General features: G+C 75.3%; 17 protein-coding genes. 12 read left to right on the top strand and 5 right to left on the bottom strand.

The annotated features are described in order from the left end of the window. Nucleotides 1-336 precede the first annotated feature (336 nt). The 3 genes from A0J59_RS14760 to A0J59_RS14750 all read left to right on the top strand — a co-directional run bounded on the left by A0J59_RS14760 (nt 337) and on the right by A0J59_RS14750 (nt 3,235). A complete protein-coding gene (locus A0J59_RS14760; RefSeq protein ID WP_047233330.1) occupies nt 337-1,524 on the top strand; it encodes an LLM class flavin-dependent oxidoreductase in 1,188 nt (395 codons plus the stop codon). A gap of 171 nt (nt 1,525-1,695) precedes the next feature. Then, nucleotides 1,696-2,334: a CE1759 family FMN reductase gene (locus A0J59_RS14755; RefSeq protein ID WP_047233329.1), complete on the top strand. Its 639-nt coding sequence runs from the start codon at nt 1,696-1,698 to the stop codon at nt 2,332-2,334. Between the two features lie 151 nt (nt 2,335-2,485). Then, a complete protein-coding gene (locus A0J59_RS14750) occupies nt 2,486-3,235 on the top strand; it encodes an SHOCT domain-containing protein (protein ID WP_064316603.1) in 750 nt (249 codons plus the stop codon). Between the two features lie 25 nt (nt 3,236-3,260). Here the strand turns inward: A0J59_RS14750 and A0J59_RS14745 are convergent, their stop codons facing one another. Beyond that, complete coding sequence (locus tag A0J59_RS14745; protein ID WP_064316602.1) at nt 3,261-3,701, bottom strand: pyridoxamine 5'-phosphate oxidase family protein; 441 nt, start codon at nt 3,699-3,701, stop codon at nt 3,261-3,263. A gap of 98 nt (nt 3,702-3,799) precedes the next feature. On the opposite strand from A0J59_RS14745, the gene A0J59_RS14740 reads away from it, so the two are divergent. Together A0J59_RS14740 and A0J59_RS14735 are read left to right on the top strand one after the other, a co-directional pair. Continuing rightward, a complete protein-coding gene (locus A0J59_RS14740; protein ID WP_064316601.1) occupies nt 3,800-4,585 on the top strand; it encodes a class I SAM-dependent methyltransferase in 786 nt (261 codons plus the stop codon). Between the two features lie 12 nt (nt 4,586-4,597). Next, nucleotides 4,598-5,074 (top strand): hypothetical protein, encoded by a 477-nt coding sequence (locus A0J59_RS14735; RefSeq protein WP_064316600.1) that lies wholly within the window; start codon nt 4,598-4,600, stop codon nt 5,072-5,074. Nucleotides 5,075-5,099: 25 nt separating this feature from the next. On the opposite strand, the gene A0J59_RS14730 is transcribed toward A0J59_RS14735, so the two are convergent. After that, nucleotides 5,100-5,858 carry a DinB family protein gene (locus A0J59_RS14730; RefSeq protein WP_064316599.1) on the bottom strand — a complete coding sequence of 253 codons (759 nt, stop codon included), beginning with the start codon at nt 5,856-5,858 and terminating at the stop codon, nt 5,100-5,102. Nucleotides 5,859-6,076: 218 nt separating this feature from the next. On the opposite strand from A0J59_RS14730, the gene A0J59_RS14725 reads away from it, so the two are divergent. Then, complete coding sequence (locus A0J59_RS14725) at nt 6,077-6,601, top strand: putative immunity protein (protein ID WP_047234802.1); 525 nt, start codon at nt 6,077-6,079, stop codon at nt 6,599-6,601. A gap of 46 nt (nt 6,602-6,647) precedes the next feature. Here the strand turns inward: A0J59_RS14725 and A0J59_RS14720 are convergent, their stop codons facing one another. Continuing rightward, nucleotides 6,648-7,070 (bottom strand): hypothetical protein, encoded by a 423-nt coding sequence (locus A0J59_RS14720; protein ID WP_047234801.1) that lies wholly within the window; start codon nt 7,068-7,070, stop codon nt 6,648-6,650. Between the two features lie 173 nt (nt 7,071-7,243). On the opposite strand from A0J59_RS14720, the gene A0J59_RS14715 reads away from it, so the two are divergent. The 6 genes from A0J59_RS14715 (at nt 7,244) to A0J59_RS14690 (ending at nt 13,051) form a co-directional block, all read left to right on the top strand. Continuing rightward, complete coding sequence (locus A0J59_RS14715; RefSeq protein ID WP_064316598.1) at nt 7,244-7,717, top strand: hypothetical protein; 474 nt, start codon at nt 7,244-7,246, stop codon at nt 7,715-7,717. 222 nt (nt 7,718-7,939) lie between these two features. Continuing rightward, a complete protein-coding gene (locus A0J59_RS14710; protein ID WP_220084491.1) occupies nt 7,940-8,644 on the top strand; it encodes a histidine phosphatase family protein in 705 nt (234 codons plus the stop codon). 110 nt (nt 8,645-8,754) lie between these two features. Then, nucleotides 8,755-9,816, top strand: a complete 1,062-nt coding sequence (locus tag A0J59_RS14705) for a tyrosine-type recombinase/integrase (protein ID WP_047234799.1) — start codon at nt 8,755-8,757, stop codon at nt 9,814-9,816. A 33-nt stretch (nt 9,817-9,849) separates the two neighbouring features. Further along, on the top strand, nt 9,850-11,307 hold the full coding sequence (locus A0J59_RS14700; protein WP_064316597.1) for a PQQ-binding-like beta-propeller repeat protein: 1,458 nt from the start codon (nt 9,850-9,852) through the stop codon (nt 11,305-11,307). Nucleotides 11,308-11,424: 117 nt separating this feature from the next. Further along, on the top strand, nt 11,425-11,694 hold the full coding sequence (locus A0J59_RS14695) for a Rho termination factor N-terminal domain-containing protein (RefSeq protein WP_047234790.1): 270 nt from the start codon (nt 11,425-11,427) through the stop codon (nt 11,692-11,694). Between the two features lie 103 nt (nt 11,695-11,797). Next, nucleotides 11,798-13,051 (top strand): phosphatidylserine/phosphatidylglycerophosphate/cardiolipin synthase family protein, encoded by a 1,254-nt coding sequence (locus tag A0J59_RS14690; RefSeq protein ID WP_255365238.1) that lies wholly within the window; start codon nt 11,798-11,800, stop codon nt 13,049-13,051. 37 nt (nt 13,052-13,088) lie between these two features. Here the strand turns inward: A0J59_RS14690 and A0J59_RS14685 are convergent, their stop codons facing one another. Continuing rightward, on the bottom strand, nt 13,089-13,931 hold the full coding sequence (locus tag A0J59_RS14685; protein ID WP_064316596.1) for an MBL fold metallo-hydrolase: 843 nt from the start codon (nt 13,929-13,931) through the stop codon (nt 13,089-13,091). A gap of 79 nt (nt 13,932-14,010) precedes the next feature. Further along, on the bottom strand, nt 14,011-17,409 hold the full coding sequence (locus A0J59_RS14680) for a pyruvate carboxylase (RefSeq protein WP_064316607.1): 3,399 nt from the start codon (nt 17,407-17,409) through the stop codon (nt 14,011-14,013). Nucleotides 17,410-17,448: the final 39 nt, after the last annotated feature.

Genomic DNA, 17,448 nt, shown 5'->3' with positions numbered 1-17,448 from the left:
GGTGGGCGCGCCCGGTGGGGTGCGGGCAGCGGCCCGGTCTACGAGAGGCAACGCCTCACCGTCGGTCGGTGTTCCGACGCGTCGTGAAGGTCTGGTGAACGTCGCGGGATGTCCGCGGCCTGGCCGCCCCCACGGCGCCCGGCCGGTCCGCCTCGGCGCGTCGCGGTCCCAGGCTCCCGGGTTTCGATGCCCGACGCAACTCGTCACGGCCGCCACCGCCCGGACGTGCGCACGCTCACACCGGCGGCGCGAGGACCCGGGAACAAACCCGCGGGGCGGGGGGTTGAGCGGCATGTACATGCAAACGCATCGACCTAGGACTCACGGGAGCACACCATGCAGTTCGGCATCTTCACCGTCGGCGACGTCACGACGGACCCCACGACGGGCCGGACCCCCGACGACACCGAGCGCGTGCGCGCGATGCTGACCATCGCGAAGCACGCGGACGAGGCGGGCCTGGACGTCTTCGCCACGGGCGAGCACCACAACCCGCCGTTCGTCCCGTCCTCGCCGACGACCATGCTCGGCTACCTCACCGGTGTGACGAAGAACATCGTCCTGTCGACGTCCACGACCCTCATCACGACGAACGACCCGGTGCGCCTCGCGGAGGAGTACGCGATGCTCCAGGTCATCTCGAACGGGCGCATGGACCTCATGATGGGCCGCGGCAACACGGGCCCGGTGTACCCGTGGTTCGGGCAGGACATCCGCAACGGCATCCCGCTCGCGATCGAGAACTACGCGCTGCTGCGTCGCCTGTGGACCGAGGACGTCGTGGACTGGGAGGGCAAGTTCCGCACCCCGCTGCAGGGCTTCACCTCGACCCCGCGCCCGCTGGACGGCGTGCCGCCGTTCGTGTGGCACGGCTCGATCCGCAGCCCCGAGATCGCCGAGCAGGCGGCCTACTACGGCGACGGGTTCTTCCACAACAACATCTTCTGGCCCATCAGCCACACCAAGCAGATGGTGCAGTTCTACCGCCAGCGCTGGGAGCACCACGGCCACGGCCCCGCGGACACCGCGATCGTCGGCCTCGGCGGCCAGGTGTTCATGCGCAAGGACTCCCAGAAGGCGTGGGACGAGTTCCGCCCCTACTTCGACAACGCGCCCGTGTACGGGCACGGCCCGTCGATGGAGGACTTCACGCGCGAGACGCCGCTCACCGTCGGCTCCCCGCAGCAGGTGATCGACCGGTACGCCGCGATGCGCGAGCACGTGGGCGACTACCAGCGTCAGCTGTTCCTCATGGACCACGCCGGCCTGCCGCTCAAGACGGTGCTCGAGCAGATCGACCTCCTCGCGGGCGAGGTCGTGCCCGTGCTCCGCAAGGAGATGGAGGCCGCCCGGCCCGCGCACGTGCCGGCGAACCCGCCGAGCCACGCCGAGCGGGTCGCCGCGGCCCGCGCCGCCGGGACCGAGGGCGCCGCGCACGTCGGCGGCACCGAGGACCGCTGGACCGGGCGCACCGCCGAGGACGACCAGGAGCCGGCGAAGGCCGGCGCCGCGTTCGGGCTGTAGCCCGCGCCGTCCCGCGGCCGGCACGACCGGCCGCGAGACCGGCCGCCCGACGACGTACGGTCGAGGGGTGCCCCGCGCACCCCGGTCGACCGGCCGCCGTCGGGCACCCGCACCACCCGGCCCGGCGACGGGCCGACCCCCGCACGACTCGCCACACCCCAGGAGCACCGCATGACCGCCAGCACCCCCGCCCCGGACCGCCGCCTCGTCGTGGTGTCCGCCGGCCTGTCCAAGCCGTCCTCCACGCGCCTGCTCGCCGACCGGCTCGGCGAGGCCACCGTGCGCGAGCTCCAGGGCCTCGGCGTGAGCGCCGAGGTCGAGACCGTCGAGCTGCGCGACCACGCGCACGCCGTCGTCGACGCCATGCTCACCGGCTTCCCCACGGGCGAGCTCGCCGGGGTCCTCGAGCGCCTGACCGCCGCCGACGGGATCGTCGTGACCACCCCGCTGTTCACCACCACGTACTCCGGGCTGCTCAAGTCGTTCGTCGACGTCCTCGACAAGGACTCGCTCACCGGCACGCCCGTGCTGCTCGGCGCGACCGGCGGCACCTCGCGCCACTCGCTCGCGCTCGAGTACTCGCTTCGGCCGCTGTTCACCTACCTGCGGGCCGACGTCGCCACGACGTCCGTGTTCGCCGCGACGGACGACTGGGCCGCCGCCGAGGCCGACGCCGGCGGCGGGCTGCCCGCCCGGATCGCGCGCGCGGGACGCGAGCTCGCGGAGAAGGTCGCCCTGCGCAAGAACACCGGCCCCGCCGACCCGTTCGCGGCCACGCCCGACTTCACGGCGCTGCTCGGCGGGCTCTGACCCACCCCGTGACTGCGCGCCCCCGGCCACCGGTGCTCCCGGCCGGGGGCGCGCTCACGTCGTCCTGACCTGCGGCGACACCACCCGAGGGGTTGCTCTCGGAGGGTGTCGCGCGGCAGGATCGGGGGACCGACGACGACGGGGGAGCACCATGAGCACCAGCGCGACCGAGGGCCACACCGAGGCGCAGCCGGCAGGACCGGCCCCGGAGCCCGCCGTCGAGGCCGTCGCCCCCGTCACGGTCGCGGTCCCGGTCGTCGAGGCGCTCGCCACGCACGCCGACGGCCCCCGCCTCCCGGCCCCGCCCCGGAGGCGACCCGTCGGCGTCGTGACCGTCCCCGGCCGGGTGCCCGACACGTCGCGCTTCGCCGCCGCGCCCCGCTACCCGGCCATGTTCCACGTCGCCGGCGGCCGGCTCGTGTGGGACGGCGCACGGCTGCGCCTCGTCCGCGGCGACGACACCGTGGTCGAGCCCGCCGGGCGACCCGTCGTGACCGTCACCGGGGACGGGCCGACCGTCGTCGTGACCTGGCGCGACGAGCACCCCGGGGCGCGGTCGACCCGCGCCGTCCTGCTCGACGGGTCGTCCGCACGCTTCGCGCGGTTCGCGCGCTCGCTCGCGGACACGCGACCCGGGAGCGTCGTCGTCGACGACCGGACCGTCCCCTCGCCGCGCGTGCCACGCCTCCAGCCCGACCAGGCGGGCACCGCCCGACGCCCCGGCGTGTTCGCCCGCGCCCTGTGGCGCGTCGTCGGGCGCGGCACACCCGCCGCGAGCGCCACCACGGGCGACGGGGGAGCGGCGCTCGTCGCCCGCCTCGAACGCCTCGCCGCCCTGCACCGCGCCGGCGACCTCACCGACACCGAGTTCGCGCGCGCGAAGCAGGCGCTGCTCGGCTGACGGGCCGGCCGGGGTCCGGCTGCCGTCAGTCCCCGGTCGGGCCCCACCCGGTCACGTCGACCTGCGTCATGACGGACCGGCCGTCGCGGAAGTCCCCGTACCGCGCCCAGGCGAGCACGACCCGCAGCACGACGATGCCGTCGTCGGCCAGCGACCCCGCGAACTGCGGGAACGCCGCCGCGTACGCCGCGGCGCAGCGCTCCCGGTCCGCACCCACCGGCACGTCCGCCACGCCCTCGCACTGCAGCGTCGTCCCGTCCGTGCCACCCACGGTCACCGCGACGCGCGGGTCTCGAGCCAAGTTCGCCACCTTGCGCGACGTCGCACGCGCGTCGAACACCAGCTCGCCCGCGCCCGTCGCCGCCACCGCGAGGAAGGCGGCCTGGGGCCTGCCGTCGTCGCCCAGCGACGCGACGACACCCCACCCCTGAGAACGGACATAGCCGACGAACGTCTCCCGGTCCATGGCGCCACCGTAGCGCCCCGCCCGCCGGACCGGAGACAGGGAAGACGTCGACACGAAAACCCTGGACCGCCACGGACGCCACCTGGCACCGTCGCACGATGACGGACTTCCGCACCGACCTCGCCGGCACCGACCAGGAACGCCTCTGGGACGCCGGCGCCGCAGCCCGGTACGACACCCCCGGCGAGGGCATGTTCGCACCCGACGTCCTCGACCCCGCCGTCGACCGGCTCGCGGCGCTCGCAGGCCGGGGGAGCGCGGTCGAGCTCGCCGTCGGCACCGGCCGGGTCGCGATCCCGCTCGCCGCGCGCGGCGTGCCCGTGACCGGCATCGAGATCTCCCGGCACATGGTCGCCCGGCTGCGCGAGAAGGCCGACGAGACGACCCTGCCCGTCGTCGTCGGCGACATGGCCACCGCCCGGGTCCCGGGGGAGCACACGCTCGTCTACCTCGTGTACAACACGATCTCGAACCTGCTCACCCAGGACGCCCAGGTCGCGTGCTTCCGCAACGCCGCCCGCCACCTCGCCCCCGGAGGCCGGTTCGTCGTCGAGCTCTGGGTCCCCGAGCTGCGCGCCCTCCCGCCCGGCCGTACCGCGACCGTCTGGCACGACGAGCCCGGCTACCTCGGCGTCGACACCTACGACGTCCTCCACCAGCGCGTCGTGTCCCACCACGTCCGGTTCGACGACGACGGCCGCACCACGGTGGGACGCACACCCCACCGGTACGTCTGGCCCGCCGAGCTCGACCTCATGGCCCGCCTCGCCGGCCTCGAGCTCGAGACCCGCCACGCGGGATGGGCGGGGGAGCCGTTCACCGCCGAGTCCCGCTCCCACGTGTCCGTGTACCGGCGCCCGCCGCACCCGTCCTCCGCGTCGTGATATCCCACCCCGATGGACCAACCCCGTCGTCGCACCCGACCCGTCGTCCTCGCCACCGCCGTGCTCGCCGCCCTCACCGCCTGCTCCGGCGGGGTGACGGCCCACGACCTCGTGACCCGCCTCGCCGACGAGCCCGTCCCCGACGACGCCCTCCCCGGCACGATGACGCCCGACGAGATGGACCCCGACTCGGCCCGACGCCTGGGCGAGCTCGACGGGGTCACCTTCTACGCCGGGGCCGGCAGCCGCGACGGGCAGGACGTCGTCTGCCTCGTCACCGTCGTGCCAGGAGACACCCCGCAGGACGACGCGGGAGCCGCCACGTGCGGCCTCGTCACCGACCTCGACGACTCCGACCTCCCGCTCAGCCTCCTCGCCCCGGACGGGACGCGGGTCACCGCGGTCCTCGTCCCCGACGGCCTCCCCACCGATGCCGACCTCACCCGCGTCACGCCCAACCTCGCCGCCGTGGTCTCACGCACCCCCTGAACCCCGGGAGCTCAGGCCGCCCCGCTCACCCTCCGGACGACGCCTCGATCGTGTCCAGGTCGCGCACCGCGAAGCGGTGGTGCTCCCACTCCTCCTCGAGGATCACGTGCACGCACGACAACGTCGTCTCCGGGTACTGCGGCGACCAGGGGTTGCGCCGTACCACCGCCAGCCCCTCCGACGTCACCCCCGCCAGGAAGTCCCGCACCATCGCCACCCGGCCCGCGCGCGCCTCCAGCACCTCCCCGTACGACGGCGTCCCCGTCACGAACAACGACAGGTCCAGCCCGTCCTCCGCCGCCTGCGGGCCGGCCTGCCCCAACGGGTGGAACGGCTGCTCCACCTCCAGCACCGCCCGCCCCAACCACGCGTCCGTCGCCAGCACCAGGTGCCGCAACGTCTGCGCGAACGACCACTCGCCGTCCACCGACACGTCCACGGCGCTCGCGGGCAGGGCCGCCGCCCGCTCGAGCGTCGCCGCCCACGTCGACTCCAGCGCCGCCCACGCCGCGCGCAAGCCCTCCGGGTCGCCGGCACGACGCAGCTCCCGCCCCGGGAACCGGCGGTCCAGCTCCGCCTCCACGAAGCCGGTCACGTCGACCCCGTTCACGCGGAAGGTCGCAGCACCATCCGCGAGCCAGGGCGCATCGATGTCGACGCCCTCCACCTGCACGCCCCGCATGACCACGCCGGACAGGTCGGACTCCACGAACCGCGCGCCCCGCAGGTCCGCGCCGTCGAACGTCGCACCCCGCAGGTCGTCGGAGCGGGTGAACCGGGCCATGAGACGCCTCCTCGGGAACGGCCCGCCCGAGGACCGACCGGCCCGGGGGAGAGGCCTCGACACACCGACGGCGCGGTGCGTGGACTCAGCCGGGGGAGAGGCGTGCACCCCTCGGTGGCGGAACCGACGAACGGGGACGACGACTCGCACGCTACGCCGCCCGACCCACACCCGACCAGAGGTGGTCGGCACGCGCCGACGTGGGGGAGCATCGGACCATGCCGATCCTGCCCACCGAACGCGACCCCCGACTCGTCACCGTGCGCCGCGGCGGCACGCTCACCGACGACCACCACCGCCAGCTCGCCCGGTGGGCCGTCGAGTGCACCGAGCACGTCCTGCCGATCTTCGAGGACGCCCGCCCCGACGACACCCGACCCCGCGACGCCCTCGACGTCGCCCGCGCCTGGATCCGCGGCGAGGTCCCCATGAAGACCGCGCACAGCACCGCCTTCGTCGCGAACGCCGCCGGGCGCGACCAGCCCGCACCCGTCAAGTACGCGGCGCTCGCGGCCGGGCAGGCGGTGGCGGTCGCGCACGTCGCGGCGCACGACCTCGGCGCGGCCGCGTACGCGATCCGGGCAGCGGCCGCCGACGCCGCGACCCGGGGCGAAGACCCCGAGGCGGCGCGCCTCGCGGAGCGGGACTGGCAGCGCGAGCGCATCCCGGCGGAGCTGCGCGAGCTCGTCCTCGACGACCAGCGGCGCCGGAGCTCGATCTGCTGGGACGTGTTCGACGACTGAGGCCGGGCCGGTCGTCGGAACGCGGGCCGGTCGGGTGTCCCAGGCCTCAGCGCAGGAGGTCGTCGTACGTGGCGAGGGGGATGCGGCCCTCCGCCGCGGCAGCGACGTCCTCGTCGCCGGCCACGAGGACGTCGGCCTGGAGCACGGCCACCGCCACGTACTCGGCGACCGTCGTGTCGTCCGCGTCGAGCTCGCGTGCGATCCGCCACGCCGTGGCCCGGGAGACACGGTCGCCGAGCAGGCGGATCTTCAGCGTGGCGATGCCGTCCAGGCGGGCGCGCGCCGTCTTCTCGTCCAGCACGCCGCGGCGCACGTCGCGGTAGAGCATCGAGAGCGCGTGGCTGCGCAGCACGGCAGGACCGACGAGCGGGCGACGCGCACCGAGGCCGACGTCGTCCCGCACGAGGCGCAGCGCGGTGACGGCGTCGATCGCGCACCGGGTGGACGGTTCGACGACGACGGATCCCATGGCAGCCAGTAGACACCCGAGGACCCACGACGGCCCGGGAACACCCGTGGGAGGCGGCGAGAGAGGCCGTCCGACCCCTTCTGCGCAACGCCGATAATGTACATTATGTCATTTCGGCGAAGAGAGGCGACCCCCGACGCATCACGAAGAACCCTCGCGCGCTCCCCTTCGACATGAGCACGACGACGTACGCACCCCGGCTCGTCACGCACCGCCCTGCCGCCCGCGCCGCGGACCGGAGCGACGGGCGGCGGCTGCTCGCGAGCCTCGTGGCGCTCGCGCCGTCCCGGGCGTCGTCAGGAACGGTCTCCGGGACGTTCGCCACGACGTCACCGTTCGCCGAGCTCGCTCCGGACGGACGTCGGCCTCGACGGGTCGTCGCGACGATGCTCGCGACGCTGGCCTGGGTCCCGGTGCTCGCGCTGACCCTCGTGGCGTTCGCCGTCGTCGGCGTCGCGGCCGGCCTGGCGACCGCCGTCGTGTGGTGCTGGCGCTCGGTGTCCCCCGCGCGGACGCCGCAGGCCGGGCCAGGTGGCGCTGACGCACCCCGAGGCGAGCTCGAACCGACGGCCGCCTCGACCGCCGCGGCGGTCGGGCCCCGCGGGCGACCCCTGGTGCGGGACCGCACGCTGGGCTACGATGCCTAGAATCGGACATACAACGCAAACCATTGTGTTTAGGTCAACAGCGTGGTGAGGCACTGTCGTCACCCCGCATGACCGCAGCACCGCCCACCCCGGGTGCGGCGCCGCCTCGTCCGAACCTCCCCCGGACACACCTCGGGCACGCCCCCGCACGTCCGGCGGGCGCCCCCTCTGCTCTCCCCGCGTCCGCTACCCGGCGCCCCGTGCGTGTGCCAGCCTGGGCACGTGCCCGACGCCGACGCTCCCCGGACGCCCTTCCCTCCCCCGCCGCTGCCCGACGTCGTCGGCGCGCGCGAGCGCACGGTGCACGTCGTGACGCACCCCGAGGCGACGCACCACGTCGAAGGTCTCGTCGGCGGCGTCCACGACTCCGACCTCACCGCGGCGGGCATGCGGCACGCGGCGCTGGTCGCCGCGGCGCTGCGAGCCCGGGTCCCGCGCGACGCCCTGGTCGACGTCGTCGCGTCCGACCTCCTGCGCACGCGCCGCACCGCGACCGCGGTCGGCGAGGCGCTCGGCGTGGCGCCACGGCTGGACGCCCGGCTGCGCGAGGCGTCCTACGGCGACGCGGGCGGGCGTCCGCAGGCGTGGCTGGACGCGCGGTTCGTCCCGCCACCGGCGGTGGGCGACCGGCTGCGGCACGACGTGGGCGTCGCCGGCGCGGAGACGCGGCTCGACGTCGCGCTGCGGGTGTACGCGGCGACGACGGACCTGCTCCGCCGCGCCGTGGACCACCAGGTAATCGTCACGCACGGGTTCGCGGCGACCTTCGTCGTCGCAGCGTGGACCGGGATGCCGGTCGAGACCGCGGGGCACGTCGCGTTCCCCGTCGCCTCCGGGAGCATCACGACCCTGCGCGAGGACGGGTTCTTCCACAACCGCGCGGTGCTGGGCGTCGGGGACGTCGCCCACCTGGACGAGGGGCGCTGAGCCGTCGACCGGCTCCCGGCGTCGGCGCAGGTCAGAGCGCCGTCCGGTCGGGTCGGTGTCGGTGGCACGACCTAGGCTGGCGGCGACCGCACCCCGAAGGAGGCCCGCTCATGGTCGCCCCGCCCCGCCTCGAGCGGATCACCGTCGCCGAGGCGGCCGACCGCTACCTCGCGTCCGTCGCCGCGCAGACCCTGCGGGGCGTCCTGTCGCCGACGACGCGCCGCAGCTACGAGCGCGACGTGGCGGAGTTCGCACGGCTCGCCGGGCCGGCCCGCGTGCTGGACGACGTCGCCGGCGAGGACGTCGACGACGTCCTCCTGCGCTACCAGACCACTCCCGACGGCCGGTACGCGGACGCGTCGCGCAAGGAGGGGAGCTCGGGCCGGTCCGCCGCGACGGTCAACCGTTTCCGCCAGTCGGTCACGCGCTTCTTCTCCCACGCGGCCCGCGAGGGCTGGGTCCAGGCCGACCCGATGCAGTGGGCCTCTCCCCCGGCCCGCCTGCGCGACGGCCTGCGGGTCGCGCGCACGGCGCTGTCCGCGGGCTCCGCGGCGTCGCTGCTCGAGGTCTCCGCGGCACGGGCGCCGGCCGACCCGGCCGTCGGACGCCGGGACCAGGACCTCCAGCTCCGCGACCGCCTCGTCGTCGCGCTCCTGCTCGTCCTCGGTCCCCGCGTCTCCGAGCTCGAGCGCGCGAACCTCGACGACTTCTCCCGCGAGCCCGACCAGACGCGCTGGCGTATCCAGGGCAAGGGCGGTCACGTCCGCACCGTGACGCTCTCCGCCCCGCTCGCCGCCGCGCTCGAGGAGTACCTGGAACGTCTGCGCCCCGCGCTCCTCGCGCGTCGCCCCGACGACCCGGACGCGCGGCGCGCGCTCCTGCTGTCCTGGCGCGGCCGACGCATCGACGCGCAGGCGGTCCGCGGCCTCCTGCGGCGGTGCGTCGCGCGCATGCCCGCGCAGTACCGGCGCGAGGCGACGCCGCACGCCCTGCGCCACACGACCGCGACCCTGCTGGCGGCCGAGGGGTGGGACGTGAAGGTGGTCGCCGAGCTCCTCGGGCACGCGTCCATCGCGACCACGGGCGTGTACCTCGACCGGATCGAGGGCGAGCTCGCCGCCGCGATCCGCGCCCACCCGCTCTCCGCGGCGCTCGAGCCCGCCGAGACCTGACGCCCGCCTCGCGGGGCGCGTAGCGTCATCGGTATGGCCTCGCTCCACCGGGTGGAGCTCGTCCCGGACGACGAGCCCGCACCGACCGGGCGCGGCGCACCCGCGGAGGGGGCCCACGGGCCCGCGGCACCGGCCCGACGACGTGCCCTGCTCCTGCGCGTGGGCGCACCCCTCGTGGTGCTCGCCCTCGTCCTCGTCGCCGTCGGGACGTGGCGCACGGCCACCGCCGAGCGGGAACGCCTCGCCCTGCCCGGGGCCGTGGTCTCCCTCGCGGTCCCTCCCGAGCCGGCGTGGGAGAGGGACGCCGCGGCGTCGCGGCTCGCCGTGGTCGGCGACGGCACGGTTCTCGCCGTCGTCACCGGCGACGGGGTGGAGGGGCGCGACGTCGCGACCGGCGCCCGGTCCTGGCGTGCGCTCGACCCGACGGCCTGGTGCGGCCCGGCCACGGGCGAGACGTCGGCCCCCGCGCCTCGACCCGCCGTCGTCACGTGCCTGACCGGCCCCGCGCTCGCGCCCGTCGCGCACGTCCTCGGCCCGGGCGGCCCGACGACCGACCCGGTGCCCCTCGGCGACGACCTCGGCCGCGCGGTCCCCGCGCCCGGCGGGACGGTCCTGCGCTGGTCCCGCACCGGCGGCGTCGTCCACCTCGCGCTCCAGGACGCCCGGACCGCGCAGGTGCGCTGGCGGCAGGACGTCGAGCCGGACGACGCGGAACGCACCGCGATGTGCCGGCCCCAGGTGGCCGGCCAGGCCGCCGTCACGGTCGAGGACGACCTGCTCGTCGTGCGCGGGTGCCGCCTCAGCGCGGTCCTCACCCTCGCCGGGACCCGCCTGGACGCCCGCGGCGACGCGATCACGGCGACCGTCACGCCCCGCGCGGACGGCACGTTCTGGCGCACGACCGTCCGGCCCCCCGACCGCACCGTGGCCACCCAGCTCGTCGCCCCGGACGGGACGGTCCTGACCTCCCTCGCCGGGCGCCTTCTCGTCCCGCTCGTCGGACCCGGCAGGACCGCGACCACCTGGCTCCTCGAGGCCCCGGGCAGGGTGCGCGCGCTCGCGTCGGCGCCCGGTGGGGCCACGGACCCGCCCGGCGAGCTGTGGCGCGTCGACCTGCCGGTCGTGCAGGCCGTGGCGCTCGCGGACGGCCGCGCGGTCCTCGCCACGGGCGACGCGCTCGTCGCCCTCGACGCCCGCACGGGCGAGCGGGTGTGGTCGTGGCCGCGGTCCGCGTCGGCCGCGGGTGGCCCCGACGCCGGGCCGGACCTCGCGCGCGGCGTGACGGCCGCGTTCACGGACGGCGCCACGCTCGCCGTGGTCGCGCCCGACCCCGACTCCCCGCGGCGCGCGCTCCTCGTGGGGCTGTCGCTCGACGACGGGGTGGTGCGCTGGCAGGCCGCGTACGACGCGGACCCGCACGGCTTCGCCGCGGTGGCGGGGCGGGTCGTGCACGTGGACTCCAGCAAGTCCCGCGTCACGGTGCTCGGATGAGGTGCCGAGGTGTGGCGGTCGGGTGAGCTCCGCGTGCGAGCGGACGACGGCCGCGTGAGCCTGACGGGGGACCGGCCCCCGTGCCGAGGTGGCCGGAACGAGACGAGGGAGGACGCCGTGCCGAAGCGCGACCCGGGACCGAGCGTGAAGGACCCCGAGCTGTACGAGAAGCTGCGCGACGAGGGCGACTCGAAGGAGAAGGCGGCGCGCATCGCGAACGCCGCGGCCGGGTCGTCCCGCAAGAGCGTCGGCCGCAAGGGCGGCAAGGCCGGCGACTACGACGACTGGACGGTCGAGAAGCTGCGCAAGCGTGCCGCGGAGATCGGCATCGAGGGCCGCTCCTCGATGCGCAAGGCCGAGCTCGTCAAGGCCCTCCGCTCGCACTGACCCGGGCTCTCGGAGAACCCGGGAGCGGCCGCGGTGCGGGATCTCACCCGCGGCGCGCCCGTCCTGCGGTCGCGCGCGGAGACGCGCCCGCTACGGTGAGTCCGTGCACCTGTCGCCCGACTCCGCCCTGCGCACCGCCCGCCGTCTGCTCTCTCGCGCGCTCGTGGTCGCCGTCGCGGCGCCGATCACGGTCGCGGGCGTGCTCGTCACCGCTGACGCGATCCGCAAGCGCCGCAACACGACCGAGGCGTCGTTCCCCCGCTCCTCCCCCGCCGACGTCGAGGTCGCGGGCACCACGACGACCGTCTTCACGTACGGCGAGGACGTCTACCGGGAGATGCTCGGCGCGATCCGCGGCGCGCAGCGCCGCATCCTGCTCGAGACGTACATCTGGAAGGCCGACGCGCTCGGCGAGGAGTTCAAGCAGGCGCTGGTCGAGGCGAGCGCTCGCGGCGTCGAGGTGTTCGTCGTCTACGACGGGTTCGCGAACCTCGTCGTCCCGCAGGCGTTCTTCGACCTGCCGGAGCCGATCCACGTCATCCGGTACCCCGTGTTCCGCCCGGGCGTGCTCATGCTCAACGTGCGCAAGTCGGGTCGCGACCACCGCAAGATCCTCGTGGTCGACGACGAGATCGCGTTCGTCGGCGGGTACAACATCGGCGCCCTCTACGCGACGCAGTGGCGCGACACGCACGTCCGCCTCGTGGGCCCGAGCGCGTGGGAGCTGCGCAACGCGTTCGTGGACTTCTGGAACGCCAACCGCAAGCCGGGCCAGCCGCTGCTCGCCGACCCGGGGTCGGTGCACTGGGAGCCGCGCCTGCGGGCCGCGCGCAACGCGCCCGCGCACCTCGTCTTCCCGATCCGCGGCATCTACCTCGACGCGATCGACCGCGCGAGCTCGCACGTCTACATCACGCAGGCGTACTTCATCCCTGACCGGGAGATCCTCGCGGCGCTCCTCGCGGCCGCGGCGCGCGGCGTCGACGTGCGGGTCCTCGTGCCCGAGCGTTCGAACCACGTGCTCGCGGACTGGCTGTCGCGCGGCCTGTACACGGCGCTGCTCAAGGGCGGGGTCCGCATCCACCTGTACCGGGACGCGATGGTGCACGCGAAGACCGCGACCATCGACGGCGCGTGGACGACGATCGGGACGGCCAACATCGACCGGCTCTCCCTGACGGGGAACTACGAGGTGAACCTCGAGATCACCGACCCCGGGGTGGCCGAGCAGATGGAGAAGGTGTTCGACGTCGACCTCTCGAACTCGCGGGAGCTCACGCTCGCCGAGTGGGACTCCCGCTCGGTGGCGGCCAAGCTCAGCGAGGTCGTCCTCACTCCCCTGCGCCCGCTGCTGTAGGCCTCGCGGGCGGGCGCCGGCGGGACCGGCGCCGGTCTCAGCGCGCCGGGTCGGAGCGCAGCGTGTCCGCCGCCTCCTCCTCGGGGCGGGGCGGCACGGTCTCGTCGGCCTCGAGCAGCGTCACCTCGCCGTACTCGGGGTGCTCGTCGCGCAGCGCGCGGGCCGCGGCGTCACCGGCACCGTCCAGGCTCCCCGCGGCGACGTCGAGCGCCGCACCGGGAGTGAGCGGTCGGTACGCGTACGTCCCGCCGGTGCGCTGCTCCCCGAGAAGACGGTCGACCATGCCGTGCCCCACCGTCGAGAGCAGGGCGTCGTGCACGGGGACGACGACGCGCGGGTCGATCCCGCGCACGAAGTCGATCGTCTCGGCGAGCTTGAGCCACGGCGCGGACACTGGCGCGAGGAGCACGTCGAGCCGCTCTCCCCCGAGCGCGTCGCCGTCCGGCGCGTCGAACGAGTCGCCGGGGTGCAGGAGCGTCGCACCGTCCCCGCGGACGAGATAGGTGACGTTGGCGATCCGGGGCACGTCGCGGTGGATCACCGCGTGCCGGCCGCCACCGACCACGACCTCCAGGCCGCCGAGGTCGAGACCGTCGCCGGGGACGACGACGTGCACGCGCGCGGAGGTGTCCTGCGGCAGGGAGGGACGCAGCGCGGCGACCACCGCCTCGGGCGCCCAGACCGTGAGCCCGGGCCGGGCCGCGAGGGCGGCGCCGAGCGCGGGCGCGTCGACGTGGTCCGGGTGCTGGTGGGTGACGAGCACGGTGTCGGCGTCGCGCAGGGCGTCCGCCACGTCACTGAACGTGCCCGGGTCGATCACGACGACCTGGCCGCCGTGCCGCACCGTGACGCACGCGTGGCCGTGGAACGTGACTCGCATGGATCCTCCTCCGCTCGCCCTGCCCGCCGCGACGGGCGTCGCCTCAGGCGGCCACCCCGACCACGCGGGTGCCCACCGCTCAGCCCACGACGAGGACCAGGTCGCCGCCCTCGAGCTGCTGCACCGCGCCGATCGCGACCCGCTGGACCGTGCCCGCGACCGGGGTCGTGATCGCGGCCTCCATCTTCATCGCCTCGACCGTGGCGACGGTCTGCCCGGCCTCGACGGCGTCCCCGACGACGACGACCGGCGTCACCGCGCCCGCGAACGGCGCCGCGACCTGCCCCGGCTGCGTGGGGTCCGCCTTCTCGGCCGTGCGCGCGTCGACGTCGACCGCACGGTCGCGCACCTGGATCGGGCGCAGCTGACCGTTGAGGGTGAACATGACCGTGCGCATGCCCCGCTCGTCGGGCGTGCCGATCGCCTCGAGACCCACGAGCAGGCGCACGCCCCTGCCGAGCGCGACGGCGACCTCCTGACCCGGCTCGAGCCCGTACAGGTACGTCGGGGTGTCGAGCACCGACACGTCCCCGTACGCCTGACGCACCTGCTCGAACTCCTTGGTCGGCCCCGCGAACAGCAGGTGGTTCAGCCGCCGGCGCCGCACCTCCCCCGCCTGCGCGAGCTCGGCCTCGTCCTCCGGCGACAGCGGCGTCACGCCGCCGCGCGCCGCGCGACCGGCGAGGGCACGGGAACGGAACGGCTCCGGCCAGCCCCCGGGCGGGTCGCCCAGCTCGCCGCCCAGGAACCCGATCACCGAGTCCGGGATGTCGAACGCCTGCGGGTCGGCCGCGAACTCCGCCGGGTCCGCGCCCGCCGCCACGAGGTGCAGCGCGAGGTCGCCCACGACCTTCGACGAGGGCGTCACCTTCACCAGGCGCCCCAGGATGCGGTCCGCCGCGGCGTACATCGCCTCGATCTGCTCGAACTTGTCCCCCAGGCCGAGCGCGATCGCCTGCTGGCGCAGGTTCGACAGCTGCCCGCCCGGGATCTCGTGCTCGTACACGCGCCCCGTCGGCCCGGGCAGGCCCGACTCGAACGGCGCGTAGACGCGGCGCACCGCCTCCCAGTACGGCTCCAGGTCCGCGATCGCGGTCAGCGACAGGCCGGTGTCGCGCTCGGTGTGCTCCAGGCCCGCGACGAGGGCGGACAGCGACGGCTGGCTCGTCGTGCCCGCCATGGCGGCGCTCGCGGCGTCGACCGCGTCCACGCCGGCGGCCGCGGCGGCGAGCAGCGTCGCCATCTGACCGCCCGAGGTGTCGTGGGTGTGCAGGTGCACGGGCAGGTCGAAGCGCTCGCGCAGCGCGGTCACGAGGCGCGTCGCGGCGGCGGGGCGCAGGAGCCCGGCCATGTCCTTGATGGCGAGCACGTGCGCGCCGGCGTCGACGATGCGGTCCGCGAGGCGCAGGTAGTAGTCGAGCGTGTACAGGTCCTCGGCGGGGTCGAGCAGGTTGCCCGTGTAGCACAGCGCGACCTCGGCGACCGTCGTCCCGGTGGCGCGCACGGCCTCGATCGCGGGGCGCATCTGGTCGACGTCGTTGAGCGCGTCGAAGATCCGGAACACGTCGATGCCCGTCGCGGCGGCCTCCGCCACGAACGCCTCGGTGACGCGCGTCGGGTACGGCGTGTACCCGACCGTGTTGCGTCCGCGCAGCAGCATCTGGATCGCGAGGTTCGGCATCGCCTCGCGCAGGGTCGCGAGCCGCTCCCACGGGTCCTCGCCGAGGAAGCGCAGCGCGACGTCGTACGTCGCCCCGCCCCACGCCTCGACCGACCACAGCTGCGGCGTGGCGCGCGCGACGTGCGGCGCCACGGCGGCCAGGTCGTGCGTGCGCACGCGCGTCGCGAGCAGCGACTGGTGGGCGTCGCGGAACGTGGTGTCGGTGACCCGCAGGCGCTGCTCGCCACGCAGGGCGCGCGCGAAGCCCTCGGGGCCGAGCTCGAGGAGCTGCTGGCGCGTGCCGGGCGGCGGCGCGACGGACAGGTCGAGCGCGGGCAGCTTCGTCGCGGGGTCCGTGGCGCGCCGTGGCTCGCCGTGCGGGCGGTTGACCGTCGTGTCCCCCACGTAGGCGAGCAGGCGCGTGCCCCGGTCGGCGCTCTCGCGCGCCGCGAGGAGCTCGGGCCGCTCGTCGATGAACGACGTCGCCACGTTGCCCGCGACGAACTCCGGGTCGGCGAGCACGGCCTGCAGGAACGGGATGTTCGTCCGGATGCCGCGGATGCGGAACTCGGCGAGCGCGCGCCGGGCGCGGCGCACCGCCGTCGGGAAGTCGCGGCCGCGGCACGTGAGCTTCACGAGCATCGAGTCGAAGTGGCCCGAGACGACGGACCCGGCGGTCGCCGTCGCGCCGTCGAGCCGCACGCCCGCCCCGCCCGGCGAGCGGTAGGCGATGATGCGGCCCGTGTCGGGCCGGAACCCGTTCGCCGGGTCCTCGGTCGTGATGCGGGTCTGCAGGGCGGCGCCGTTGACGCGCACGTCCTCCTGCCGGATCCCGAGGTCCTCGAGCGTCTCGCCGGACGCGATGCGCATCTGCGCGGACACGAGGTCGACGTCGGTGACCTCCTCGGTCACCGTGTGCTCGACCTGGATGCGCGGGTTCATCTCGATGAACACGTGCTGCCCGGCCCGCTCACCGACGGTGTCCACGAGGAACTCGACCGTGCCCGCGTTCTGGTACCCGATGTGCCGGGCGAACCGCACCGCGTCCGCGCACAGCGCGTCCCGGATCGCCGGGTCGAGGTTCGGCGCCGGCGCGATCTCGACGACCTTCTGGTGGCGGCGCTGCAGCGAGCAGTCCCGCTCGTACAGGTGCACGACGTTGCCTGCGCCGTCGGCGAGGATCTGCACCTCGATGTGCCGCGGGCGCAGCACCGCCTGCTCCAGGAACACCGTCGGGTCGCCGAACGCGCCGTCGGCCTCGCGCATCGCGGCGGCCAGCGACTCGGGCAGGTCCTCGCGCGTGTCCACGCGGCGCATCCCGCGCCCGCCACCACCGGCGACGGCCTTGACGAACACGGGGAACCCGATCGCGTCCGCCGCGGCCACGAGCTCGTCGACGTCCGACGACGGCTCGCTCGACGCCAGCACCGGCAGTCCGGCCTCGCGGGCGGCCTTGAGCGCGCGCACCTTGTTCCCCGCGAGCTCGAGCACCTCCGGCGGCGGCCCGACGAACGTCAGCCCGGCGTCCGCGCACGCGCGTGCCAGGTCGGGGTTCTCCGAGAGGAACCCGTAGCCCGGGTAGACCGCGTCGGCGCCCGCCTCGCGCGCGACGCGCACGATCTCCTCGATGTCGAGGTACGCCCGCACCGGGTGGCCCGGCTCCCCGATGAGGTACGCCTCGTCGGCCTTGAGCCGGTGCTCGGAGTTGCGGTCCTCCTGCGGGAACACCGCGACGGTGCGGGCCCCCAGCTCGTAGGCGGCGCGGAACGCCCTGACGGCGATCTCCGCGCGGTTGGCGACCAGGACCTTCGAGAACACCGGCACTCCATCCGTCGACCGTGCGGCGCCGCCGGGGAG

Source organism: Cellulosimicrobium sp. I38E, assembly GCF_001647255.1.
GTDB lineage: Bacteria > Actinomycetota > Actinomycetes > Actinomycetales > Cellulomonadaceae > Cellulosimicrobium > Cellulosimicrobium cellulans_E.
The sequence above is the reverse complement of the archived record's forward strand: the minus strand, read 5'-3'. Positions and strand labels throughout refer to the sequence as shown.